The sequence below is a fragment of the Flavonifractor sp. An92 genome (assembly GCF_002159175.1).
In the GTDB taxonomy this organism is placed as follows: domain Bacteria; phylum Bacillota; class Clostridia; order Oscillospirales; family Oscillospiraceae; genus Pseudoflavonifractor_A.
The window spans coordinates 1-23,315 of record NZ_NFGZ01000032.1; the positions used below are offsets into that span (position 1 = coordinate 1).

General features: G+C 64.4%; 19 protein-coding genes. 5 read left to right on the top strand and 14 right to left on the bottom strand.

Annotated features, from left to right (window positions below; all coding sequences use genetic code 11):
• Window positions 1-151: 151 nt before the first annotated feature.
• From B5G43_RS14870 to B5G43_RS14880, 3 genes are all read left to right on the top strand, one after another.
• Window positions 152-415 carry a metal-sensing transcriptional repressor gene (locus tag B5G43_RS14870; RefSeq protein WP_087262741.1) on the top strand — a complete coding sequence of 88 codons (264 nt, stop codon included), beginning with the start codon at window positions 152-154 and terminating at the stop codon, window positions 413-415.
• Between the two features lie 24 nt (window positions 416-439).
• Complete coding sequence (locus tag B5G43_RS14875) at window positions 440-2,992, top strand: heavy metal translocating P-type ATPase (RefSeq protein ID WP_087262743.1); 2,553 nt, start codon at window positions 440-442, stop codon at window positions 2,990-2,992.
• A gap of 126 nt (window positions 2,993-3,118) precedes the next feature.
• On the top strand, window positions 3,119-4,477 hold the full coding sequence (locus tag B5G43_RS14880; RefSeq protein WP_087262745.1) for an MATE family efflux transporter: 1,359 nt from the start codon (window positions 3,119-3,121) through the stop codon (window positions 4,475-4,477).
• A gap of 51 nt (window positions 4,478-4,528) precedes the next feature.
• Here the strand turns inward: B5G43_RS14880 and B5G43_RS18060 are convergent, their stop codons facing one another.
• The 5 genes from B5G43_RS18060 to B5G43_RS14905 all read right to left on the bottom strand — a co-directional run bounded on the left by B5G43_RS18060 (window position 4,529) and on the right by B5G43_RS14905 (window position 11,175).
• A complete protein-coding gene (locus tag B5G43_RS18060; RefSeq protein WP_087262747.1) occupies window positions 4,529-7,822 on the bottom strand; it encodes an SMC family ATPase in 3,294 nt (1,097 codons plus the stop codon).
• On the bottom strand, window positions 7,819-8,958 hold the full coding sequence (locus B5G43_RS14890) for an exonuclease SbcCD subunit D (RefSeq protein ID WP_087262749.1): 1,140 nt from the start codon (window positions 8,956-8,958) through the stop codon (window positions 7,819-7,821). The genes B5G43_RS18060 and B5G43_RS14890 overlap by 4 nt, the downstream gene beginning before the upstream one ends.
• Before the next feature lie 73 nt (window positions 8,959-9,031).
• Window positions 9,032-9,916 (bottom strand): radical SAM protein, encoded by an 885-nt coding sequence (locus B5G43_RS14895; RefSeq protein ID WP_087262750.1) that lies wholly within the window; start codon window positions 9,914-9,916, stop codon window positions 9,032-9,034.
• Window positions 9,917-10,987 carry a histidinol-phosphate transaminase gene (hisC, locus tag B5G43_RS14900; protein ID WP_087262752.1) on the bottom strand — a complete coding sequence of 357 codons (1,071 nt, stop codon included), beginning with the start codon at window positions 10,985-10,987 and terminating at the stop codon, window positions 9,917-9,919.
• A complete protein-coding gene (locus B5G43_RS14905) occupies window positions 10,984-11,175 on the bottom strand; it encodes a DUF951 domain-containing protein (protein WP_087262754.1) in 192 nt (63 codons plus the stop codon). Before B5G43_RS14905 ends, hisC begins: the two co-directional genes overlap by 4 nt.
• 146 nt (window positions 11,176-11,321) lie before the next feature.
• On the opposite strand from B5G43_RS14905, the gene B5G43_RS14910 reads away from it, so the two are divergent.
• Together B5G43_RS14910 and B5G43_RS14915 are read left to right on the top strand one after the other, a co-directional pair.
• Window positions 11,322-12,263 carry a S1 RNA-binding domain-containing protein gene (locus tag B5G43_RS14910; RefSeq protein ID WP_343214427.1) on the top strand — a complete coding sequence of 314 codons (942 nt, stop codon included), beginning with the start codon at window positions 11,322-11,324 and terminating at the stop codon, window positions 12,261-12,263.
• A 106-nt stretch (window positions 12,264-12,369) separates the two neighbouring features.
• The gene (locus B5G43_RS14915; RefSeq protein ID WP_087262758.1) at window positions 12,370-13,179 is read left to right on the top strand and encodes a hypothetical protein; all 810 of its coding nucleotides are present in this window, start codon (window positions 12,370-12,372) and stop codon (window positions 13,177-13,179) included.
• Between the two features lie 61 nt (window positions 13,180-13,240).
• On the opposite strand, the gene ugpC is transcribed toward B5G43_RS14915, so the two are convergent.
• The 9 genes from ugpC to B5G43_RS14960 all read right to left on the bottom strand — a co-directional run bounded on the left by ugpC (window position 13,241) and on the right by B5G43_RS14960 (window position 23,173).
• Window positions 13,241-14,359 carry a sn-glycerol-3-phosphate ABC transporter ATP-binding protein UgpC gene (ugpC, locus tag B5G43_RS14920; RefSeq protein ID WP_087262760.1) on the bottom strand — a complete coding sequence of 373 codons (1,119 nt, stop codon included), beginning with the start codon at window positions 14,357-14,359 and terminating at the stop codon, window positions 13,241-13,243.
• Window positions 14,360-14,613: 254 nt separating this feature from the next.
• Window positions 14,614-15,738 (bottom strand): N-acetylglucosamine-6-phosphate deacetylase, encoded by a 1,125-nt coding sequence (gene nagA, locus B5G43_RS14925; protein WP_087262761.1) that lies wholly within the window; start codon window positions 15,736-15,738, stop codon window positions 14,614-14,616.
• Window positions 15,729-16,481 carry a glucosamine-6-phosphate deaminase gene (gene nagB / locus B5G43_RS14930; protein ID WP_087262763.1) on the bottom strand — a complete coding sequence of 251 codons (753 nt, stop codon included), beginning with the start codon at window positions 16,479-16,481 and terminating at the stop codon, window positions 15,729-15,731. Before nagB ends, nagA begins: the two co-directional genes overlap by 10 nt.
• A gap of 34 nt (window positions 16,482-16,515) precedes the next feature.
• Window positions 16,516-17,421, bottom strand: a complete 906-nt coding sequence (locus tag B5G43_RS14935; RefSeq protein ID WP_087262765.1) for a dihydrodipicolinate synthase family protein — start codon at window positions 17,419-17,421, stop codon at window positions 16,516-16,518.
• A gap of 163 nt (window positions 17,422-17,584) precedes the next feature.
• Window positions 17,585-18,454 carry a carbohydrate ABC transporter permease gene (locus B5G43_RS14940; RefSeq protein WP_087262767.1) on the bottom strand — a complete coding sequence of 290 codons (870 nt, stop codon included), beginning with the start codon at window positions 18,452-18,454 and terminating at the stop codon, window positions 17,585-17,587.
• Window positions 18,455-18,468: 14 nt separating this feature from the next.
• Window positions 18,469-19,401 carry a sugar ABC transporter permease gene (locus B5G43_RS14945; RefSeq protein WP_087262769.1) on the bottom strand — a complete coding sequence of 311 codons (933 nt, stop codon included), beginning with the start codon at window positions 19,399-19,401 and terminating at the stop codon, window positions 18,469-18,471.
• A gap of 118 nt (window positions 19,402-19,519) precedes the next feature.
• Window positions 19,520-20,872, bottom strand: coding sequence for an extracellular solute-binding protein (locus B5G43_RS14950; RefSeq protein ID WP_087262771.1), 1,353 nt, complete (start codon window positions 20,870-20,872; stop codon window positions 19,520-19,522).
• A gap of 200 nt (window positions 20,873-21,072) precedes the next feature.
• Window positions 21,073-21,930: a MurR/RpiR family transcriptional regulator gene (locus B5G43_RS14955; RefSeq protein ID WP_087262772.1), complete on the bottom strand. Its 858-nt coding sequence runs from the start codon at window positions 21,928-21,930 to the stop codon at window positions 21,073-21,075.
• A gap of 34 nt (window positions 21,931-21,964) precedes the next feature.
• Complete coding sequence (locus B5G43_RS14960) at window positions 21,965-23,173, bottom strand: AGE family epimerase/isomerase (RefSeq protein ID WP_242960620.1); 1,209 nt, start codon at window positions 23,171-23,173, stop codon at window positions 21,965-21,967.
• Window positions 23,174-23,315 lie beyond the last annotated feature (142 nt).

Sequence of the window (23,315 nt, forward strand, 5' to 3'; positions counted from 1 at the left end):
AAGTGTCCCCCGGTCACCGGGTGAAGTGCTGGAAGAACGCCCCCGCCGGTCTGTTTTTCCTCTTGACAACTCCCTTTTGGGGGAGTTATACTTGGCTTACCAAGATACCCCACCCCCGGGGGGTGTCCAGTACCGAAAGGAGGTCTGCCCCATGATGGCCGACCATCAGAAGATCCTGCGCCTCTTGAAAACCGCCCGCGGCCAGCTGGACGGCATCATCAAAATGGTGGAGGAGGACCGCTACTGCATCGACATCTCCACTCAGGTCATGGCCACCGAGGCCATCCTGAAGCGCTGCAACCGGGAGATCCTGGCCGCCCACCTGGAGCACTGCGTCAAGAACGCCGTCACCGACGAGGACCGCCAGCAGAAGGTCGACGAGCTGGTGGACACCCTGGGCCGCCTGCTGAAGTAAATCCCGAAAGGTCGTGAGCTTCCCTTGAAACAAAAATACAACGTGACCGGCATGACCTGCACCGCCTGCTCCGCCCACGTGGAGAAGGCGGTGGGCCAGGTGGACGGGGTCCGCTCGGTGAACGTGAACCTGATGGCCAATTCCATGCTGGTGGACTACGACGAGGGCGCGGTCACCCCCGATGCCATCGTCCACGCAGTGGAGGATGCGGGCTACGGCGCCGCCCCGGCGGGCGGGACCGCCGCCAAGGCCGCCCAGGCCAAGGGCCCGGACCCGCTGGCAGAAGAACTCAAACACATGAAATTCCGCCTCATCGTCTCCTTCTGCTTCCTCATCCCCCTTTTCTACTTATCTATGGGCCACATGATGGGCTGGCCCCTCCCTGCCATCTTCCACGGCACCGGGAACGCCATGGTTTACGCCCTCACCCAGCTGCTGCTGGTGCTGCCCATCCTGTATGTGAACGACAAATATTACAAGGTCGGCTTCAAGACCCTCTGGAAGCGGGCTCCCAACATGGACTCCCTCATCGCCCTGGGCTCCACCGCCGCGGTGGTGTACGGACTGGCGGCCCTCTACCAGATCGGCTGGGGCCTGGGCCACGGGGACACCGCCCGGGTAGAGAAGTGGTCCATGGACCTCTACCTGGAGTCGGCGGGCATGATCCTCACCCTCATCACCCTGGGCAAGTTCCTGGAAACCCGGTCCCGGGGCAAGACCGGCGAGGCCATCGCCCGGCTGATGGACCTGGCCCCCAAGACCGCCACCGTCTTGCGGGACGGCACTGAAGTGGAGGTGCCGGTGGAGGACGTGGTGGTAGGCGACCGGGTGGTGGTGAAGCCTGGCGGGCGCATCCCGGTGGACGGCGTGGTGGTGGAAGGCTGGTCCTCGGTGGACGAGAGCGCCCTCACCGGCGAGTCCATCCCGGTGGAGAAGGCCCCCGGGTCCAAGGTGGCCGCCGCCTCCATCAACCAGTCCGGCTCCTTCACCTTTGAGGCCACCCGGGTGGGCGAGGACACCACCCTGGCCCAAATGATCCGCCTGGTGGAGGAGGCCTCGGCCTCCAAGGCCCCCATCGCCAAGCTGGCCGACAAAGTGGCCGGGGTGTTTGTGCCGGTGGTCATCACCATCGCCGTGGTGACCGCCCTCGTCTGGCTGGTCGTCACCGGCGGCGACATCACCCGGGCCCTCACCGCAGGCGTGGCCGTGCTGGTCATCTCCTGCCCCTGTGCTCTGGGCCTGGCCACCCCCGTGGCCATCATGGTGGGCACCGGCAAAGGCGCGGAAAACGGCATTTTAATCAAATCCGCCGAGGCCCTGGAGACCCTCCACACCATCGACACGGTGGTGCTGGACAAGACCGGCACCCTCACCGAGGGAAAGCCGGTGGTCACCGACCTTCTCCCCCTGGGAGACACCGGCGCGGAGGAGCTCCTCTGCATCGCCGCCTCTCTGGAGCAGCCCTCGGAGCACCCCCTCTCCTCCGCCATCGTCACCGCCGCCCAGGAGCGGAACATCCCCCTGGCCCCGGTGGAGCACTTCACCGCCCTCCACGGCAAGGGCGTCAAGGGCGCCATCCAGGGCGGACAGTTCCTGGCGGGCAACGCCGCTCTGCTCCGGGAGGAAGGTATTGGCCTGAGTGCCGCCCAGGCCCGGGCGGAACAGCTGGCTGCCCAGGGTAAGACCCCCCTGTACTTCGCCGAAGATGGGAAGCTGCTGGGCCTCATCGCAGTGGCTGACCAGCCCAAGCCCACCAGCGCCGCCGCCGTGGCCGCTTTCCGGGCGCTGGGTATCCGGGTGGTTATGCTCACCGGCGACAACGCCCGCACCGCCCAGGCGGTGGGCTCCGCCCTGGGGGTGGACGAGATCGTCTCGGAGGTGCTGCCCCAGGACAAGGAGCGGCAGGTGGCCGCCCTTCAGGCCCAGGGCCGGAAGGTGGCCATGGTGGGCGACGGCATCAACGACGCCCCCGCCCTGGCCCGGGCCGACGTGGGTCTGGCCATCGGGGCGGGTACCGACGTGGCCATCGAGTCGGCCGACATCGTGCTGATGAAGAGCGACCTGATGGACGCGGTGAAGGCGGTGCAGCTCTCCAAGGCGGTCATCCGCAACATCAAGGAGAACCTGTTCTGGGCCTTCTTCTACAACGTCATCGGCATCCCCCTGGCCGCGGGCGTGTGGTATCCCCTGCTCCACGTGATGCTCAACCCCATGTTCGCCGCCGCCGCCATGAGCATGAGCTCGGTGTGCGTGGTGACCAACGCCCTGCGCCTGCGGTTCTTCCGCCCCAAGCTCCCAGGAGTCCCGGAGGAACTTGTGACCCCCGTGCTGACCCAACATCAAACCGAACAAGGAGTGTGTCAAACCATGACCAAGAAACTCATCATCGAGGGCATGATGTGCTCTCACTGCACCGGACGGGTGGAGAAGGCCCTCTCCGCCCTGGAGGGCGTCTCCGCCGTGGAGATGAGCCTGGAGGGCAAGTCCGCCACCGTCACCCTCTCCGCCGACGTGTCCGACGACGTGCTCACCAAGGCCGTCACCGACGCGGGCTACGAGGTGCTCTCGGTCCAGTAAGCCGCAGGGAACCCCGCCTCCCGGATTTTTCCCGGGGGGCGGGGCTTTTTTTGTCTATTTTAAACCTTGCCACCTGCCGCCCAAGTGCTAAAATGAAAGGCTGAATCTGTGAAGGAGGCCCAGACCATGCAATCCCAAGCTGCCCAATCCCCCCTCTTCTCCCGTCAGGCCTTGGTGCGTCTGATCATCCCCCTGGTCATCGAGCAGTTCCTCCTCATGACCGTGGGTATGGCGGACACCGTCATGGTCACCAGCACCGGCCAGGCCGCCGTGTCCGGCGTGTCCCTGGTGGACAACATCAACCTGCTGCTCATCCAGATCTTCGCCGCCCTGTCCACCGGTGGCGCGGTGGTGGTCTCCCAGTACCTGGGCCGTGAGAAGCTGGAGGATGCCCGCACCGCCGCCCGGCAGCTCCTCTACACCACTACCGCCATGTCCACCGCCCTGATGGTGCTGGCCCTGGTGTTCCGGCAGCATGTGCTGGCCCTCCTCTTCGGCAACATCGAGCCCGACGTGATGGACAGCGCCCTGGAGTACTTCCTGGCCACTGCCCTGGCCTACCCCTTCATGGCCATCTACAACGCCGGTGCCGCCCTCTTCCGCTCCATGGGCAACAGCCGCATCTCCATGCTCAACTCCCTGGTGGTCAACATCGTCAACATCACCGTCAACGCCATCCTCATCTACGGCTTCCACATGGGAGCCCTGGGCGCGGGCATCGGCACCCTGGTCTCCCGCATCACCGCCGCCGTCATCATTCTGGTGCTGCTGCGCCACCCCAACCTGCCGCTGTGCCTGGAGCACTTCTTCCCCATCCGCTTCCGGGGGGATATGGTGAAGCGCATCCTGTCCATCGGCATCCCCAACGGGCTGGAAAACGGCCTCTTCCAGGTGGGCAAGCTGGTGGTGCTCAGCCTCATCACCGGCTTCGGCACCGACGCCGTGGCCGCCAATGCCATCGCCAACAGCATCGCAGGCGTGGTAAACGTGCCCGGTCAGGCCATCGGTCTGGCCATCATCACGGTGGTGGGCCAGTGCATGGGCGCGGGCGAGAGCGGCCAGGCCGTGCGCTACACCCGCAAGCTGGTGGCCACAGTGTACCTGTCCATGGGCACCCTGAGCGTGCTGCTCTTCCTCACCGCCGGGCCGCTCTGCTCCATCTTCAACCTCTCCCCTGCCGCCGCGGCTATGGCGGAGGAGGTGCTGCGCTGGTTCTGCGTGTTCGCCCTGGTGGTGTGGCCCCTCTCCTTCACCCTGCCCAACACCCTGCGGGCCGCCGGCGACGCCGTGTTCACCATGGGGGTGTCCCTGGCCTCCATGTTCCTCTGCCGCATCGCCGCCAGCTACCTGCTGGCCAGCACCTGGGGCTTCGGCCTGGGCCTGCTGGGGGTGTGGCTGGCCATGTTCCTCGATTGGATCGTCCGGGCCTTCATCTTCGTTCTCCGCTTCCTCCAGGGCAAGTGGAAGAGCCTGCAAGTCATCTAAACCTCCAGATAAACCGCGAGCGGCGCACCTTTTGGTGCGCCGCTCGTTTTGTTATACCACGATCTCCACCCGACTGCCGCCGGTCCGGTCCTTGGTGACCACGATCTGCTTGTCGATCTTCTCCTTGAGCTCGGCCACGTGGGAGATGATGCCCACCAGGCGCTTGCCCTCGGTGAGGCCGGTGAAGGCCCGGATGGCCTGCTGGAGGGCCTCCTCGTCCAGAGAGCCGAAGCCCTCGTCCACGAACATGGTGTCCAGGGAGATGCCGTGGGCGGAGGACTGGATCTCGTCCGAGAGCCCCAGAGCCAGAGACAGCGACGCCTGGAAGGACTCGCCACCGGAGAGGGATTTCACGCTCCGCTCGGAGCCGTTGTAGTGGTCGATGACGTCCAACTCCAGGCCGCTCTTGCTGCGGTTGTTCTCCGCCTCGGTGCGGCGGCGCAGATCGTACTGGCCGCCGGACATGACCATCAGGCGGCTGTTGGCCCGCTGGATGATGGAGTCGAAGCGGGTCATCTGCACATAGGTCTCCAGGTCCACCTTTCCCTTGCCGGTGAGGTTGCCGTTGACCGTGTTGGAGAGGGTGCGCACCCAGGTGTACTGGGCCTCCAGCCGCGTCAGGTCCGCCGAGCGGGCCTGGATATTGCTGAGGGCGGTCTGATTGGTGGTGAGGCGGGTATGGAGGCTCCGCCGCTCCCCCTCCACCTGGGCCCGGCGGCCGGTCAGCTCCACGCTTCTGGCCCGCTCGGCCTCAATGTCGGTGCCTTCCCCGTCCTTCAGAAGGCCGGTGAGCTGGGCGATGGCGGCGTCCAGCTGGGCCAGGGCGGTGTTCTCCCGGTTGAGGGCCTCCTCGGCCGTCTTGCGGGCCTGTTTGAGTCCCTCGGCCTCCTGCCGCAGGGTATTTACCCGGCGCTCCGCCGCCGCGGCGTCGGGATAGCGGAGGGAGGCTTTCAGCGCCGCGAGCTGCTCGGTGAGGGCCGTTTTCCGGCTCTCCGCTCCGGCCAGGTCGGCCTGGGCCTTGGAAATGGCGTTCTCCAGGTCCCGGAGCTCCCCCTCCCGCCGGGGAATCAGGGTCTCCAGCTCTTCCTTGCGCTGGAGCTGTTTCTGGGCGGCGTCCAGCTGGGCGGCCAGGGTGCGCAGCTGCGCCTCTACCTGGGTGCGCTGGTCGGCCAGGGCCTTGGGGGCCTCCGCCAGCGCCACGCCAGGCAGCTGCTCGCCCAGCTGCTGCACCAGCTTGCCCTCCAGCTGTTCCTTCTGGCCTTTGAGGGCACTGTGGTCCACCTGGGCCTGCTGGAGCTGCTGGTCCAGCCGCTCCTGCCGCTCCTTTGCAGCCTTCAAGGCCTGCTCCTGGGCAGCGATATGCTCCCCCAGGGCCTGCCGGGCCATCAGCTTGGTCTCCAGGGCCTTGGCCTCCTGCCGGAGCTGGGCCATGACCTGCTCGTTTTCCTTCTGACAGGCGGCGATCTGGGCGGGGGCTTCTTCAATGGAGGGGGCCTCCACATAGTCCTTCATCCCGTCCAGCAGCTTCTTCTCCCGCTCCTCCAGAGCGGTCTTGCAGCTCCCGGCCTTCAGACTGGCCTGGTTGGCCTTGGCCCGGGCGGCGTCCACCGCCTCCTTGGCGCGCTGGAGCTGGGCCTCAGTGGGGGCGTTCTGGGACATGCGGGCGGGGGCGGGGTGCTCCACCGAGCCGCACACCGGGCAGGGCTCTCCGGGCCGCAGGTGCTGGGCCAGGACGCCCGCCTGCTCGTCCAGGAAGGCGCGGTCCTTCTGCCGGTAATCCTGCTCCGCCGCCTCCAGGGTATCCGCCGCCGTCTGGTAGACATTCTGGGCCTGCTTCAGGGCGCTCCGGGCGGCGTCACAATCGCGCAAAAATCCCTCCAGCGCCTGGAGCCCCCGGGCCCGCTCCTGAGCCTGGGTGCGGCGGGCATTGCCCTTCTCCCGCTCCGCCTCCAGGCCCTCCGAGTCCTTCCAGGCCTTCTGGTCGGCCTGGAGGGTGGCCTCCTTCTGCTCCACTTCCTTCCGGAAGCTCCCCTGACGGGCGGACAGGTCCTCCCACTGCTCCTTGCTCTTCTGGAGGCGCTGGGTGCAGGCCTGCCACTGCTCCAGATCGCGCCCCAGGGCGGTCAGGGCATTTTTGCGGCTCTCGGCCTGGGTCTGCTCCCGCAGGAGCCGCTCTCTCCCCTCGCCGGCGTGGGCAAGGGTCTCCCCCTCGGCTTTCAGCTTGGAGAGGGACTCGGTCTGAGCGGTCAGCCGGGTCCGCTGGGCCTGCTGCTCCTCCTGCTGGGCGGCGATGGCCCCGGCCAGATTGGCCAGAGTCCGCTCCTGGTCGGTCAGCTCCCGGTACCGGGGCAGCTCCGCCTCCAGGCCCGAGCGCTCCCCCTCCAGCTCCGCCTGCCGGGGCTCCAGGGCCCGCTGCTCCTCCAGCTTCTTCCGGGCCAGCTCCACCCGGGGGGCCTGGGCCTCCCGGTCCTGCTTGGCCTTTGCCAGGTTCCTGCGGGTCTTTTCCACTTCCTCGGCCTTGCCCAGGCGCTCGCTCACTGCACGGATGGCCCCGTCCAGCTCCGCGAGCTGGCCCTCACAGGCCTCCTCCGCCTTGCGGTCGTTGGCGATGAGGGTCTCGATGAGCTCCACCGTCTCCTGGAAGGTGAGCTCTCCCCGTTTGGCCAGCTCGGTCCGGGGAGCACAGGGGGACTCCGGCGGGCAGAGGATGCCGCTGATGTACTGCTTCACGCTGGCCTGGGCCGCCTCGCACTCGTCCCGCAGCTTGCCGGTGCGGGTTTTCAGGCGCTCCTGGAAGGTCTGGTAATACCGGGTCTGAAAGATTTCCCGAAAAATCTCCTGGCGGGTCTTGGTGTCGGCCAGCAGCAATTTCCTAAAATCGCCCTGGGCGATCATGGCCACCTGGGCGAACTGCCCCCGGTCCAGGCCGATGATGGACCGGATGGCGGCGTTGACCTCCCGCACACCGGCGACGGGCCGGCCGTCGGGCCGCTCCAGCTCCGCCTTGGCGGGCTGGGTCACCAGCTTTCCTCCCCGCTTGGAGGGACGCTGGTAATCGGGGCTGCGGCGGACGGTGTACTCCTTGCCCTTGTAGGAAAAGACCAGCTCCACCAGGGTGGGGGTCTCCGGGTCGGCGTACTTGGAGCGGAACATGGACGGCTCCCGGTCGCCGCCGCTGGGCTCGCCGTACAGGGCATAGGTGATGGCGTCAAAGAGGGTGGTCTTACCCGCGCCGGTGTCGCCGGTGATGAGGTAGAGCCCCTGCTCCCCCAGCTTTTCCAGGTCCACCAGGACCTTTCCGGCGTAGGGCCCGAAGGCCGACATGGTCAATTTCAGCGGTCTCATGCCTCTCCCTCCCAGATGTCCTCCATGAGCTCCTTGGCCAGCTTGCGCTGCTCCTCACTCATGGGCTGTCCGTTTTGGATGCGGTAAAACTCCTCCAGCAGCTCCAGCGGGTCCTTCTGCTCCACGCTGGCCCCGCCCACGGGGGACAGGTTCGTCCGGGTGCGGAGGTTGTCGTAGTCCAGCTTCATCAGGTTGCGGTAGATCACCCGCAGCCGCCCCACCGCGTCGGGGACGTCGTCCTCGTCGGTGAGGGTGATGTGGACGTAGTCGTCCCGGTAGCTGGTGCCCCCATAGAAGCCCTTGAAGGTCAGCTCCTCGTAGGTGCCCCGCAGCTCCACCAGGTCCCGCAGGGGGCGCAGGGGCACGGTGCGGATCTGTACGTCTCCCTTCTGCCCCAGCTCTACCACGGTGACCGATTTGTGGTGCTTCGCCTCGGAGAAGGAGTATTTCAGGGGGGTGCCGCAGTAGCGCACCGTCTCCCGCCCCACATACTGGGGGCCGTGGATGTGGCCCAGGGCCACATAGTCAAAGGGATCGAACACCGAAACGTCCACGTTGTCGGTGCCGCCCACGGCGATGTCCTCCGAGTCGCAGCGGGAGGCGCCGGTGACGAACTGGTGGGTCACCAGCACGTTGCGCTCCGACGGGTCCACCCCCATGGCCTCCACGGCGGTGGCGAGGGCGTCGGTGTAGGAGGTGATCTCCCGGTCGGGGAAGCAGTGGCGGACGTGGATGGGCTTCACAAAGGGCAGCAGCCAGAGCCGCACCGTTCCATAGCCGTCCTCCAGCTCGATGGGCTCCACCTTGCCGTCGTACACCGGGGCCAGGTACACGCCGCTTCCCTCCATCAGCCGCCCGCCGAAGGCCACGCGCTCGGCGGAGTCGTGGTTGCCGCTGATGACGAACACCTTTTGCCCCATCCGGGACAGGCGCACCAGAAAGTCGTCCAGCAGGGCCACCGCCTCGGCGGAGGGCATGGATTTGTCATAAATATCGCCGGCGAGCAGGATGCCGTCGGGGGCCTCCTCCTCCACGATGCGCAGGATCTCGTTCAAAATGTACTGCTGGTCCTCCAGCATGGAACACTCATTGACCCGCTTGCCCAGATGCAGGTCGGAGAGATGAATGAATTTCATGATTCTGCTCCTTTTTCCCAAATGCGCGCCAGGCGGCGGTCGATATGCCGCCGCCTGGATCTGATCGGGTGTGTTACAGGGCCCGGCCGTACTCGCTGCGCAGCAGCTCCTCGTCCCCCAGGGCCCGGTCGATGGCCTCCAGCATGGCCTCCCGGTCCTCGGGGAGGCCGCCCTTCAGCGGCAGGTAGTTGGAGGCGTGGTCGCTGGTGAAGTGGAGCGGGTCCACCGTCAGTCCGGCCACCAGTCCCCGGTTCTCCAACAAAGCCTCCCGGCCGGTGATGAGCTGGAACTCTCCCCGCTCCACCTGGTCGCCCAGCTCGGTGCCCGGCTCGGGCAGGTAGGTGAGGGCGGACAGGTGCCGGGGCTTCATGGCGTTCATCATCTCCACCGTGGCGGCGATGTGGCGGCGGGAGGGCTCGCCCGGTCCGGCCAGGCCCAAAATCACCATGACCCACAGGTCAAAGCCCGCCTCCCGCAGGCGGATGCCGGCCTCCAGCATCTGGGCGGCATTGACCCCCTTCTTGATGGCGTGGAGGAGCTGGTCGTCTCCCGTCTCCACCCCCAGGTACACCCGGTAGAGCCCCGCCTCCCGCAGGCGGCGCAGGTCCTCCGGCGACTTGGCCAGTGTGGACCGGGGCCCGGCGTAGGCGGTGACCCGCTCCAGCTCCGGGAAGGTGGCGTAGAGCTTCTCCAGAATGGCCAGGAGCTGGTCGGTGGGCATGACGATGGAGTCCCCGTCGCAGAGGAACACCCGCTTCACGCTCCGGCCCAGGCGGTCGTAGTAGGCCTTGGCCATGGCGATGTCCTCAAAGATATCAGCCAGCGGGCGGATGTGGAAGCGCTTATCCTTGTACATGCCGCAGAAGGTGCACTGGTTGTGGGAACAGCCCACCGTCACCTGCAAGAGGTAGCTCTTCCACTCTCCGGGGGGCCGGTAAATGGTGCCTTCGTAGCGCATTCAGTTCCCCTCCCCTCTCGTCAGCCGGCGGAGGGCCTCCACCAGGGCGTCCATCTCCTCCTCGGTGCCGATGGTGATGCGGAGATGGTCCGCGATGCGGGGCTGGTTCCACCAGCGCACCAGGATGCCCGCCTCCCGCAGGCCGTCCAGCAGCTCCTTGCCGCTCCGGCCGGGGAAGCGAACGAAGAGGAAGTTGGCCTTGGAGGGGCAGACCTCAAAGCCCAGCTCGGTGAGCCGCCGGGCGGTCCCCTCCCGGGTGGCGGCGATTTTCTGGCAGGTTTCCGAAAAATAGGCCGCATCCTCCACCGAGGCCTTGGCCGCCGCCAGGGCCACCCGGTCCAGAGTGTAGGAGTTGAAGGAGTCCTTCACACAGCGCAGGGCGGCGATGAGGTTGGCGCTGCCCACGGCGTAGCCCAGGCGCATGCCCGCCAGAGAGCGGGACTTGGACATGGTGCGCACCACCAGCAGGTTGGGGCAGGTGTCCAGCAGAGACAGCGCGGTCTCCGTGCCGAAGTCCACATAGGCCTCGTCGATGACCACCGCCACGTCCGGGTTGCCCTTGCACAGCCGCTCCACGTCCGCCAGGGCCAGGGCCCGGCCGGTGGGGGCGTTGGGGTTGGGCAGAATGACGCCGCCGTTCTTTCCCAGGAAATCCTCCACCGGCAGCGAAAAGTCCTCCCGCAGGGGGATAGTGCGGTACTCGATGCCGAAGAGCCCAGCGTACACCGGATAAAAGCTGTACGTCACATCGGGGAACACCACCGGCTGCTCCGGCCCGAAAAAGGCCGCGAAGCAGAAGGCCAGGATCTCGTCCGAGCCGTTGCCCACAAAGACCTGCTCCTCCTTCACGCCGTGGAACTTGGCCAGCGCCGCGCGCAGCTCGGTGGCCTCCGGGTCGGGATAGAGCCGCAGGTCCCCGTTGGCGGCGGCACGGATGGCCTCCAGCGCCCCGGGGGCGGGCGGATAGGGGTTTTCATTGGTGTTCAATTTAATAAAGGTGCGGCCCCGGGGCTGTTCCCCCGGCGTATAGGGGACCATGTCCCGGATGCGGCTGCTCCAAAATTCTTTCATACCTGTCCCTCGGTCCGTTTGATTTTTTTGATGCTCTTCTCCGCCTTGCTGCGGGGGAGCATCAGCTCATGCCCGCAGCCCTGGCATTTCAGGCGGAAATCCATGCCCACCCGCAGCACCAGCCACTCCCGGCTGCCGCAGGGGTGCTCTTTTTTCAGCTCCAGAAGGTCGCCCACCCGGACGTCCATGGTCCTCTCTCCTTTCCCGCGCCCACGCTCCGGCGCGGCGTTCCATGACTTTCTCTCATTATAAATTCCCCGCGCTCCCCTGTCAATTCCCGGGAGAGAGGCGCATATAGTGTACGGAATCTCGCGCTGGAAGCGGAAAGGATCTGGTGGATGTGACATGCTGCTATCCCCCCGAGGGGCACCTTCTCAACACCGCGGAAAACCGGGCCGCCTGCGCCTCGCCCGAGGGCCTGCGCCGGGCCCTGGAGGCGCAGACCGTTCTGGAGGGCACCGCTCTGCTGTGCAGCGCCGGACACGATCTGACGGTGGACCTGGGCCACGGCCTGCGGGGGATCATCCCCCGGGAGGAGGCCGCCCTGGGCATCGCCGAGGGCAGCACCCGGGACATCGCCATCCTCGCCCGGGTGGGACGGCCGGTGTCCTTCGTGGTGGAGGCCCTGGAGGAGCGGGACGGCGTACTGTGCCCCCGGCTCTCCCGCCGGAAGGCCCAGCGCCGGGCCCTGGATGCCCTGCTGGAGACCTGCCGTCCCGGGGTCATCCTCCCCGCCTCCGTCACCCACCTGGAGCCCTTTGGGGCCTTCGTGGACCTGGGGTGCGGCGTGCCCTCCATGATCGGCATCGAGCACATCTCGGTCTCCCGCATCGCCCACCCCTGCCAGCGCTTCTCCATGGGGCAGGACATCTATGCGGCGGTGCTGGGCCTGGACCGGGCGCGGGAGCGCATCTACCTGACCCACCGGGAGCTGCTGGGCACCTGGGCGGAGAACGCCGCCCCCTTCCAGCCGGGCATGACGGTGGCGGGAACCGTGCGGGGTATCAAGGACTACGGGGCCTTCATCGAGCTGACCCCCAACCTCTCGGGCCTGGCCGAGCTCCAGCCCGGGCTGCGGGAGGGGGAGCGGGTGTCGGTCTACATCAAGTCCATCCTCCCCCACCGGATGAAGATCAAGCTCCAGATCATCGGTCACCTGCCCCCCGCGCCTCCGGCGCCCCTGGTCTACTTCCACACCGAGGGCCGCCTCACCCACTGGCGCTACGCCCCCGAGGGCTGCACCCGGGTGGGCGGCGAGACCGTTTTTGCCGATTGAGGACAAAGGGCTGGTGTTAGGCCGGAAAACGTAGTATACTGGTCTCTGCGGCTCCGCGGTCCCAGCAGTGGGCGTGAATCCGGCCGCGGGAAGGTTTACGATTCCTATGCCAAAGAAAAAGGCCAAGGGCTTCCGCCACGTGGAACACCGGCGGGTCATGGCCGTCCTCTACACCCTACTGCGCCTGTCCGTCATCGGTATGATGATCGCCCAGTTCTTCAACAGGAACTATGAAAACGTCTTTCTGTGTGTCCTGACGCTGGTGCTCTTCATCCTCCCCTCCCTCATCGAGCGGAAGTTCCAGGTGGATCTCCCGGACACGCTGGAGATCATCATTCTCCTGTTCATCTATGCCGCCGAGATTTTGGGGGAGATCCAGGCCTACTATATCATCTTCCCCTACTGGGACACCATGCTCCATACCCTCAACGGCTTCCTCTGCGCCGCCATCGGCTTTTCGCTGGTGGACCTGTTCAACCGCAACGAGCGCTTCTCCCTCCACCTGAGCCCGGTGTTCATGGCCATCACCGCCTTCTGCTTCTCCATGACCGTGGGCGTGCTGTGGGAGTTCTTTGAGTTCAGCATCGACCAGATCCTCCTCTTCGATATGCAGAAGGACACCGTCCTCAACACCATCTCCACCGTCATGCTGGACCCCGACCACGGCACGCTGGCCGTGGCCGTCAAGGACATCACCGACGTGATCCTGGTCCACTCCGACGGCACCCAGACCGCCCTGGGCTTGGGCGGATATCTGGACATCGGCCTTCACGACACCATGGCAGACCTGTTCGTCAATTTTATTGGCGCGTTGATCTTCTCCATTGTGGGCTTCTTCTACGTCCGCAGCCGCGGCAAGGGCCGTTTCGCCCGCCGCTTCATCCCCAAGGTGGTCCAGCCTCAGGACAACGATTGAGCCATTGCAAAACAAAAACCGCGGCGCGCTGCCAGGCAGCGCGCCGCGGTTTTTTCGGTTCTTACAGCAGGTTGTTCTCGGTCTCGGGGTCGAAGAGGTGGATCAGGTCGCTGCGGAAGGTGAAGTTCACCTCAGCGCCGTAGTGGAACCCGCCGCGGTGCTCCTCGGGCAGGTCGGTGGTGGGGATGCGCAGGACCACGTCCTTGCCCTTGGCGTTGACGTGCAGATGCACCTCGCTGCCCATCATCTCGGACACGTCCACGGTGCCGCTGATGGTGGTCTCAGAGGGCGCGGCGGCGAAGGACACGTGCTCGGGACGGATGCCCAGGATGATGTCCTTGCTGGGCACGTTGTTGGCCTTCAGGCCAGCCACGATCTTGGCGCTGGGGGTGACGGTGGCGTCCTGACACTTGACCACATAGCTGTCGCCGGTCTTCTCCAGACGGGCGTCGAAGAAGTTCATCTGAGGCATGCCGATGAAGCCGGCCACGAAGATGTTCTTGGGATGATCAAAGACCTCCTGAGGCGTGCCGATCTGCTGGATGAAGCCGTCCTTCATGATGACGATACGGTCGCCCAGAGTCATGGCCTCGGTCTGGTCGTGGGTGACGTAGATGAAGGTGGTGTTGATGCGCTGGCGCAGCTTGATGATCTCCGCGCGCATCTGGTTACGCAGCTTGGCGTCCAGGTTGGACAGAGGCTCGTCCATCAGGAAGACCTGGGGCTCACGCACGATGGCGCGGCCGATGGCCACACGCTGACGCTGGCCGCCGGACAGAGCCTTGGGCTTGCGCTGCAGGTACTGGGTGATATCCAGGATCTCGGCGGCTTCCTTCACCCGCTTGTCGATCTCCTCCTTGGGCATCTTGCGCAGCTTCAGGGAGAAGGCCATGTTCTCGTACACGGTCATGTGGGGGTACAGAGCGTAGCTCTGGAACACCATGGCGATGTCGCGGTCCTTGGGCTCCACGTCGTTCATGCGCTTGTCGCCGATGAGCAGATCGCCCTCGGAGATCTCCTCCAGACCGGCGATCATCCGCAGCGTGGTGGACTTGCCGCAGCCGGAGGGGCCGACCAGCACGATGAATTCCTTGTCCGCGATCTCCAGATTGAAGTCGTGGACGGCGGTCACCTTGTTGTCATAGATCTTCTTGACGCCTTTGAGAGATACCGTTGCCATACTGTTTTGGGCCGTAGGGGCAATGCCTCCGCAAATACCCCCTTGTCCTTGGAGAGCGAAACTCCGCGGACATTACGACAGGTCTCCACACTGCCGCACCGCCGGCCTGGCGGATGTTCCTCCTTCATTTACGGCTCCCGCCGCCCTATTGAAATGGAGTAGGACGGAAGGGCCTGATTGGTGGCGCCCACGCGCCGGGGGATCGTCTTATTATACGAATTCTTTACGGTTCTGGCAAGTGTTTTTTGGACAAATTACAGGCTCCCGTGGACCACTTCACCCTTGAAGATGACAGCCTTGAGCTCCAGGTCCTCGTCCAGCACGGCCAGGTTGGCCAGCTTGCCGGTCTCGATGCTGCCCACGCGGGAGTAGATGCCGATGGCCTTGGCGGGGTTCACCGCGGCGGCCCGGACGGCATCCTCCAGGGGGATGCCGAAGGAGACGGCGGTCTTCATGCAGTTCATCAGGTCGGTCACCGAGCCGGCGATGGTACCGTCGGCCAGAGTGGCCAGCTTGCCCTTCACGTTCACGTCCTGGCCGCCCAGGGTGTAGGCGCCGTCGGACATGCCCGCCGCGCGCATGGTGTCGCTGATGAGGATGACGCGCTTGGCGCCGAAGAGCTGGAACACGGCGCGGACCATGCTGGGATGGATATGCACGCCGTCGCAGATGAGCTCCACCTTGCAGTCGGCGTCAAAGGCGGCGCCCACCACGCCGGGAGCCCGATGGGTAAAGCCGGGCATGGCGTTGAAGAGGTGGGTCACCTGCCGGGCGCCGGCCCGGAAGGCGGCGGCGGCGGTGTCATAGTCGGCGGTGGTGTGGGCGATGGACACGGTGACCTCGTCAGCCACGGCCTGGATGAACTCCAGGGCGCCGGGCTCCTCGGGAGCCACCGACACCAGCTTCACCAGGCCCTCGGAGGCGTTCTCCAGCCGGCGGAGCATGGCCACGTCGGGGGCGTGGAGCCAGTCGCCGTTCTGGGCACCCTTCTTGGCGTAGGACAGGAAGGGACCTTCCAGGTTCACGCCGCACAGCATGGAGCCGCTCTTGCTGTTCTTCCGGTGCTCGGCGGCGTTGCGGCACACCTTGGTCAGCTGCTCCTCCAGCAGGGTCATGCCGGCGGGGCAGATCTGGGTGACGCCCCGGGAGAGCTCGTAGTCGGCCATGGCCTGGAGCCCCTCGGCGTCACCGTCGCTGAAGTCGTGGCCCATCGCGCCGTGGAAGTGCACGTCGGTGAGGCCGGGGATCACATAGTAGCCGGTCAGATCATAGGTCTGGCCGCAGTTGCTGGCGTCGGCGATGCAAGCTCCGTCGATGCACACGTCCCGCTGGACAAAACCGTCCCGGACGTCATAAACCTTACCGCCGGTTAGCCGCATACGGGGACACCTGCCTCTACCAGCTTGCTGAGGGCGGCCTTATCGCCCACCAGAGTCACATCGGGATGGAGCTGCAGCACCGAGGCGGGCACGTCCTTGGTGACCGGGCCGGCGAAGGCCTTGCACACGGTGTCGGCCTTCTCCTCGCCGCTGACGATGATGAGGATGCGGCGGGCCTGCATGATGTTCTTGATGCCCATGCTCAGCGCGTGGCGGGGCACCTCGTCCCGGTTCTCAAAGAAGCGGGTGTTGGCGTCGATGGTCCGGTCGGTCAGAGTGACCACGTGGGTCTCCAGGCCGAAGTCGTCGCCCGGCTCGTTGAAGGCAATGTGGCCGTTGTGGCCCATGCCCAGCAGCTGCAGGTCGATGCCGCCCAGGTCGCGGATGAGCTGGTTGTAAGCGGCGCACTCGGCCTCAGGGTCCTTGGCCAGACCGTTGAGGACGTGGGTGTTCTCCTTCTTGACGTCGATGTGGTCGAAGAGGTTGGTGTTCATGAAGTAGCGGTAGCTCTGCTCGTGGTGGGGAGACAGGCCCAGATACTCGTCCAGGTTGACGGTCTTGATCTCAGCAAAGCTGAGGTCGCCCTTGTTGTACCACTCCACCAGCTGCTGGTAGGCGCCCACGGGGGTGCCGCCGGTGGCCAGGCCCAGCACGCTGTCGGGCTTGGTGATGACCTGGGCGGAGATGATGTTGGCCGCGCGGCGGCTCATGGCCTTGTAGTCCTCACACAGATAGATTCTCATTGTAATACGCCTCCTGAAACGATAGACTCAAAAATCAGCAATACTTGGCGATGGCGGCATCGATCATGGCGGCAGCCTCGTCCACCACGGCGGCGTCGCTGTCGATCAGGCCGGGCATGGGCTTGCGCACGGAGCCGCACTCCACGCCCTTCTTGGCCAGGATGGCCTTCATGACGGCGTACAGGTTGCCGTGGGCGGAGCACATCTTGTAGATGATGCGGCAGATCTCGTACTGGATCTCCTGAGCCTTGGCCATCTCGCCCTTGTGGAAGAGGTCATAGACCTTCAGGAACAGCTCGGGCATCACGGCGTAGGTGCCGCCGATACCGGCGCAGGCGCCCATGGCCAGACCGGAGACATACTGCTCGTCGGGGCCGTTGAAGACCAGTACGCCGGCGTCATGCCACATCTGGATGTCCTGGGTGGGCATGGAGGAGTTCTTGACGGCGATGACGCGGGGGTTCTTCTTCATCTCAGCCAGCAGAGAGGGCGTGAGGGCCACGCCGGCCAGCTGGGGGATGTTGTAGATGACGAAGTCGGTGTTGGGAGCGGCAGCGGAGATGTCGTTCCAGTACTGGGCGATGCCGTACTCCGGCAGGTGGAAGTAGATGGGGGGGATGGAGGCGATGGCATCCACGCCCAGGCTCTCCGCGTGAGCAGCCAGCTCCTGGCTGTCGGCGGTGTTGTTGCAGGCCACGTGGGCGATGATGACAGCCTTGCCCTTGGCCTCGGCCATCACGTTCTCCAGCACCACCTTGCGCTCAGCCACGCTCTGGTAGATGCACTCGCCGGAAGAGCCGCCCACGTACAGGCCGTTGACGCCCTTGCCGATCAGGTAACGGGTCAGAGCCCGCACACGCTCGGGGGAAATATTGCCCTCATCATCATAACAGGCATAGAACGCAGGGATAACGCCCTGGTACTTGCTCAGATCGCTCATGTTCGTTTACCTCCTAATGAGTATGATAGGTAGATGGACAGGCCAAAGTGATACGGACCCGCCCCGCTCTTCGGGGCGGGTCCGCGGCCTTGTCTGTGTCGCTCCAATCTTACCAAATCCGAAGATGTTCCGCAAGACCGGAGGTTTTAAATCAGGTCCGTAATTAACCCTTGACGGCACCCATTGCAATGCCCTGGGTGAAGTATTTCTGGAACGCGATGAACACCACCACGATGGGGATGGCCGCCAGCGCCGCACCGGCCATGATGAGGCCGAAGTCGGAGGACATCTCGCCCTGGAGGTTGGCGATGGCCAGGGGGAGGGTCCACTTGTCCTCGCTGGTGAGCATGACCAACTGGAGGAAGTAGTCGTTCCAGGTGTTGACGAAGGTGAAGATCGCCAGTGCGCCGATGCCCGGCTTGATCATGGGCAGGACCACGGTGGCGAAGGTGCGGATCTCGCCCGCGCCGTCCACACGGGCGGCCTCCAGGATCTCGTTGGGGATGGTCTCAGAGAACTGCTTCATCAGGAACACGCCGAAGGGCCAGCCCACGGTGGGGAGGATGACCGCCCAGAGGGTGTCGTTGATGTGGAAGATGTTGGTCATCTCCTGCAGCAGGGGGATAACGATGACCTGCTTGGGCAGGGCCATGGCGCAGATGATGATGGTGAACAGCACGCCCCGGCCGATAAAGCGCTTCTTGGCCAGAGCGTAGCCCGCCAGAGCGGCGGTCAGGCAGGTCAGGACCATGGCAGCGGCCGAGATGAAGATGATGTTGAACAACCACTTCATAGCCGGGTGGCTAAAGAGCTTGATGTAGTTCTCCAGAGTCGGCTCCATGGGGAACCAGACCGGAGTCTTGGAGTTGATCTCCACCGCGGTCTTGAAAGAGCCGGTGACGATCCAGTACAGCGGGAACAGGAAGAACAGGGCCAGCAGGACCAGGATCACCACCGCGAAGATCTTATAGCCGGTGGAGGTTCCGGTGAGGTCGGTGCTCCTCTTGGTTTTTACAGCAGTATTCGCACTCATTTTCTCGCCTCCCCTTAGTCAGTCTTCGCCAGTTTGAACTGCAGGGCCGAGAAGATGGCGATGATGATCGCCAGCACCACGCCGATGGCGTTGGCGTAGCCCAGATCGTTGAGGCGATAGGCGGTGTCGTACACCTGGTACATGATGGTCATGGTGGCATTGTTGGGTCCGCCGCGGGTCAGCAGCTGGATCAGCGCGAAGCACTGGAAGGAGTTGATAGTGGTGATGACCAGGATGTACAGGGTGGTGGACATGATCTGGGGCCACTTGATCTTCCAGAACACCTGGAGCTTGGTGGCGCCATCCACCTGGGCCGCCTCCACGAGAGACTGGTCCACGTTGCCCAGGGCCGCCACATACAGCACGATGGGCTGGCCGATGGAGGTGGTGAAGAGGATCAGGATGATGAACCAGATGGCGGTCTTGGAGTTGCCCAGCCAGTCAAAGCCCACATTACCAGTGACCTGGTTCAGAATGCCGTAGTAGGGGTTGAGGATCCACTTCCACACCACGGTGATGGCCACCGAGCCGGAGACCACCGGCAGGTAGAACACGCACCGGAAGAAGGAGCGGGGCACAGCGTGCATCTTGTAGATGGCGGAGCTCACCCACAGCGAGAACGCAGTGACGCTGGGCACCGCAACCACCACGATGAGCAGGGTGTTCAGGAAGCCCTTGTGGAAGGTGGGGTCTTTGAAGAGTTTGATGTAGTTATCGAAGCCCGCGAAGCCCTTGATGCCACCCAGGCCGTATTCACAGAAGCTGTAAAATACGCAGATGAACATGGGCAGGACCACGAAGGCCACGAAGAAGATGAGACTGGGCAGCAGGAACAGGTAGGCCCACATGGTCTCCCGGCGGACCAGGGCCCGGCTCATTCCGGAGTACTTGGGCGGCTTCTGCCGCTTGGGCTTTTCAGCCCGGACTGCGGCGGTCGTTTGCGCCATAGATAGTTCCCCCTCTTTTCTAGTAGTTGGTCGCGCCCCGGGAAGCTTCCCGGGAAAGAACTGTGCCCACCCCCTCCCAGGGAGCGGGCACAGCATCGCTCAGGTATTTGGTTGGTGATTAGCCGATGTTGGCGTTGGCCTTGGCCACGAAGTCATCGGCAGCAGTCTGAGGATCGGCGCCGGTGGTCATGATGGCGGTCAGCATGGGCCACCACTCGGCGCGCTGCTCGGTCCAGCCGCCGGTCAGGTTGTAGTAACGGCCCAGGTAGTCGCTCATCAGAGCGAAGGGAGCGCGCAGCTCGGCGTCGGCATCGTCGGCATAGATGTCGCCCCAGTCAGAGTGGACGGGGAAGAAGCCGGTGGTCTTCACAGCCTCGGTGCCGGCAGTCTGGTCGTCGCACACGAACTGGATGAACTTCTTGGCAGCCTCGATCTTGGCGTCGTCGCCGTTGTCAAAGACACCGAAGCCATAGGGGCCGGCCATCTCCAGCTCAGGCTGACCGTCGTCAGAGGGGAAGGCCATGGCGAAGGGAGTGAACTGGGTCTGCTCCGCGTACTGAGAGTAGTTGGAGTAGTTCCAGCAGAAGGTCACGGCGCAGGTCTGGTTGGCGAAAGCCTGCAGCTCGTCAGCGGCAGCGTAGGAGGCGTTGGCGGACAGGGAGCCGTCATTCACCATGCTCTGCAGCAGGGTCAGGGCCTTCACGTTGTTGGCGCTGTTGGCGTTGTAGGAGGAGCCGTCGTCGGTGACATAGTAGTCAGAGTACAGGTTGTTCACCAGAGCGCGGGTGCCCTGGTCACCGCCCTGGGCGCCGCAGTAGATGATGCCCGGGGTGATGATGTTGATGGTGCCGGCATTCGCCGCGTCGCGAACAGCCTCCATGGCCTTCACGAAGTTGTCGGTGGTCCAGGTGCGGGTCTCCTCGTCCAGGTACTGCAGAGCACCGGCGGCCTCAAAGGCCTCGTAGTTGATGGCCATGCAGTGGGCGGCCACGCTCAGGGGGTACAGGTAGTAAGTACCGTCCAGCTGAGAGACCTCGTTGATGCCCTCGGCGATGTCGGAGCCGCCGGCCTCCCACAGGTCGGACAGGTCGGCCATCAGGCCCTCGCGGGCGTAGTTACCAACGATACGCTCGGGGCCCTCGAAGATGATGTCGGGGGCGCTGCCGGAGCTGATGGCGGTGGTCAGCTTCTGATCGCCGTCCTGGTAGTTGATGGGAGTCACGGTGATGTTGATGTCGGGGTTCGCCTCGTTGAAAGCGCTGACGATGGGCTCCCAGGCAGCGGCGTCAGTAAAGCCGCCGATGTTGAAGGCCCACAGGCTCAGCTCCACGGCGGAGCCGCTGCCACCCTCGTTGCCGGAGGTGCTGGGGTTGCTGCTGGGTTCGCTGGTGGTACCGCCGCCGCAAGCAACCAGGCTCAGGGACATGCCCGCGGCCAGTGCAAGAGCGACTGCTTTGTTCCACTTTTTCATTTCTTGATTTCCTCCTCTAACCGTTGATTTTTCAAATACGCTGCTGATGGGTCCGTAACCCGTTGTGTAGATTGTACAATCGCATATGCCGTTTGTCAATAGGAGAATCAAAAAAATTTTCTTTTTTCTTGTCTGATGCAAGTTTTTTTCAAACCCATCTGACAGAGTTCCTGCATATTCAACCCGTAGTTCCCAGTTTCTTACAGGTGCTTCTCCGACAGGGCGCGCGCCACCCGGTCCTGATTGGCGGCCGCCCCCTCCGGGTCCAAAGCGCACACGTCATGGTACAGGATGTCCAGCAGGAAGAGCTGCGCCATCCGGGCCGCCACCGTTCCCAGCTGGGTGGGGCTCTCGTTGGAGCCGCACTGAAGCACCACGTTGGCGTACACCGCGGCGGGAGATTTGGGGAAGCGGGTGATGAGGATCACGCTGGCCTGCCGCTCCCGGGCCTGCTTGAGCACATCGGTCAGGTCCCGGGTGGCCCCCGAGTAGGAGAAGTAGAACACCACGTCCCGCTCGGTGAGCTGCGCACAGCGGATAGACTGCAGGTGGGAGTCCTGGACCGCGAAGAACCCGGGCCGGATGGTGCTGAAGAGATGGGCGGCCTCCTGGGCCATGATCATGGAGCCGCCCTGGCCCATGCACAGCACCGTGTCGGCTCCCAGCAGCAGCTCCGCCGCCCGGCGGATCTCCTCGGGATGGTTGAGCCGCCCGGTCTGGAGGATGGCCTCCACGTCGGTCTCCAGCAGCTCCTGGAAGGGATGCTCCCCTCCGGGGCTCTCCAGAGCCCTCTCCCCTACGACCGCCGCAGCCCCCTGGCCGGCGGTGACCGAGTTGGCCACCGCCAGCTTGAAGGCGCTGTATCCCTTATAGCCCATCCGGCGGCAGAAGCGGGAGATGGTGGCCTCGGCCACATTGCAGTTCTCCGCCAGCTCCGAGATGGACATGTACTGGGTCTGCCGCTGGTGGGCTACCACATAATCGGCCACCCGCTTCTCGGCGCTGGTCAGCTGATAGTATTCATTGTCCAGCTGGGCAAAAATGTTGCTGAAGGGCATGGCGCTGCCATCTCCTTTCCGTCCGCCGCGTGTCTTACTCCGCCAGGAGCTCGGCCAGCATCCCGTCCACCATGGACAGCATCCGGGGCAGGTGGAAGGGGCCCTTGAAGGTGGAGCCCTTGGTGGAGGGCATGGTGGGCAGACCGTCGCGGCGCAGGTAGCCGTACCACTCGCCGTACTCCCGGTCGGAGAAGTGCTGCTTGCAGTAGTCCAGAGTCTGCTCGAACTTCTCCAGATACTTCACGTCGCCGGTGTCGCGGAAGATCATCATGGAGGCGATCAGGATCTCGTCATGGGGCCACCACAGCTTCATGTCGTGCTCATAGGCCTCGGTGGGCTTGCCCAGGCAGTCGATGAAGTAGAGCAGTCCGCCGTACTCCTTGTCCCAGCCGGCCTCGAAAGCCTGGTCGAAGATCTTGATGGCGGTAGCGTGGATCTCGGGGTCGTTGGCGTACTTGGCCGCCTCCATCAGGAACCAGGAGCACTCGATGTCGTGGCCGGGGTTGACCACGCGGCCCTCGGTGACGTCCAGGCGGGGAGTGCCGTCGGGAGCCACAGACTCCAGGGTGCACTTGAGCTCGGGCTTATAGTGGTACTTGAAGATGGTCTCCACGCACTCCTGGGCCCGGTCGGCGTAGAGCTTCTGCCACTCGGGGTCCTGGTCCACCCGGCGCAGCACGGAAGTGATGTTCAGGTAGATCATGGGATCGGCCAGAGCGCGGCCGGTGCGGGTGGTGGGAATGGTCTTGGGGCCCAGGCCGGTGGGGTCCTTGATGAGGCCGTTGTTGAGCTTGTAGATCAGCTCATAGGCCTCACGGGCACGCTCCAGGCAGACGGTCTCGCCGGTGACGCCGTAGTACTCGGCGTTGGCGATGGCGTAGAAGCCCTCGCTGAAGCAGTAGCGGCGCTGACGCAGGGGCTTGCCGTCGGCAGTGACGGTGAAGTACATGCGGTTGCCCGCTTCACGGTTGATGCAGTGGGCCTCCATGAAGTCCAGGCAGCTCTTGCTGGCCTTCAGCCACTCGTCCTTCACGCCGTAGGCGTGGCAGAGGTAGGCGAACATCCAGGCGCAACGGCCCTGCATCCACACGCTCTTGTCGGTGGAGTAGATCTCGCCCTTGCGGTCCAGGCAGGTGTAGACGCCGCCGTTGACGTGGTCCATGCCGTTCTTCAGCCAGAAATTGACGCAGATGTCCAGTTCCTCCGAGATCCAGTCCTTATGTGCCTGCAGACGTGCTCTCATTTCCTGTTCCATGTTCATTCCAGCCTTCCTTTTTGTTAGAAATATCCAAAGGGAGTTGGGGTCCATCCCGTCCCTCTTTGTGTCACCTACATCATACCTTTGAAAGTATCTTTCCGTCAAGTTAATATTTGAAATATTTTTT

Coding starts and splice junctions, on each gene's coding strand:
- B5G43_RS14870 (WP_087262741.1), top strand. CDS start 152: ATGATGGCCGACCATCAGAAGATCCTGCGCCTCTTGAAAACCGCCCGC.
- B5G43_RS14880 (WP_087262745.1), top strand. CDS start 3,119: ATGCAATCCCAAGCTGCCCAATCCCCCCTCTTCTCCCGTCAGGCCTTG.
- B5G43_RS18060 (WP_087262747.1), bottom strand. CDS start 7,822: ATGAGACCGCTGAAATTGACCATGTCGGCCTTCGGGCCCTACGCCGGA.
- B5G43_RS14890 (WP_087262749.1), bottom strand. CDS start 8,958: ATGAAATTCATTCATCTCTCCGACCTGCATCTGGGCAAGCGGGTCAAT.
- B5G43_RS14895 (WP_087262750.1), bottom strand. CDS start 9,916: ATGCGCTACGAAGGCACCATTTACCGGCCCCCCGGAGAGTGGAAGAGC.
- hisC (WP_087262752.1), bottom strand. CDS start 10,987: ATGAAAGAATTTTGGAGCAGCCGCATCCGGGACATGGTCCCCTATACG.
- B5G43_RS14905 (WP_087262754.1), bottom strand. CDS start 11,175: ATGGACGTCCGGGTGGGCGACCTTCTGGAGCTGAAAAAAGAGCACCCC.
- B5G43_RS14915 (WP_087262758.1), top strand. CDS start 12,370: ATGCCAAAGAAAAAGGCCAAGGGCTTCCGCCACGTGGAACACCGGCGG.
- ugpC (WP_087262760.1), bottom strand. CDS start 14,359: ATGGCAACGGTATCTCTCAAAGGCGTCAAGAAGATCTATGACAACAAG.
- nagA (WP_087262761.1), bottom strand. CDS start 15,738: ATGCGGCTAACCGGCGGTAAGGTTTATGACGTCCGGGACGGTTTTGTC.
- nagB (WP_087262763.1), bottom strand. CDS start 16,481: ATGAGAATCTATCTGTGTGAGGACTACAAGGCCATGAGCCGCCGCGCG.
- B5G43_RS14935 (WP_087262765.1), bottom strand. CDS start 17,421: ATGAGCGATCTGAGCAAGTACCAGGGCGTTATCCCTGCGTTCTATGCC.
- B5G43_RS14940 (WP_087262767.1), bottom strand. CDS start 18,454: ATGAGTGCGAATACTGCTGTAAAAACCAAGAGGAGCACCGACCTCACC.
- B5G43_RS14945 (WP_087262769.1), bottom strand. CDS start 19,401: ATGGCGCAAACGACCGCCGCAGTCCGGGCTGAAAAGCCCAAGCGGCAG.
- B5G43_RS14950 (WP_087262771.1), bottom strand. CDS start 20,872: ATGAAAAAGTGGAACAAAGCAGTCGCTCTTGCACTGGCCGCGGGCATG.
- B5G43_RS14955 (WP_087262772.1), bottom strand. CDS start 21,930: ATGCCCTTCAGCAACATTTTTGCCCAGCTGGACAATGAATACTATCAG.
- B5G43_RS14960 (WP_242960620.1), bottom strand. CDS start 23,173: ATGAGAGCACGTCTGCAGGCACATAAGGACTGGATCTCGGAGGAACTG.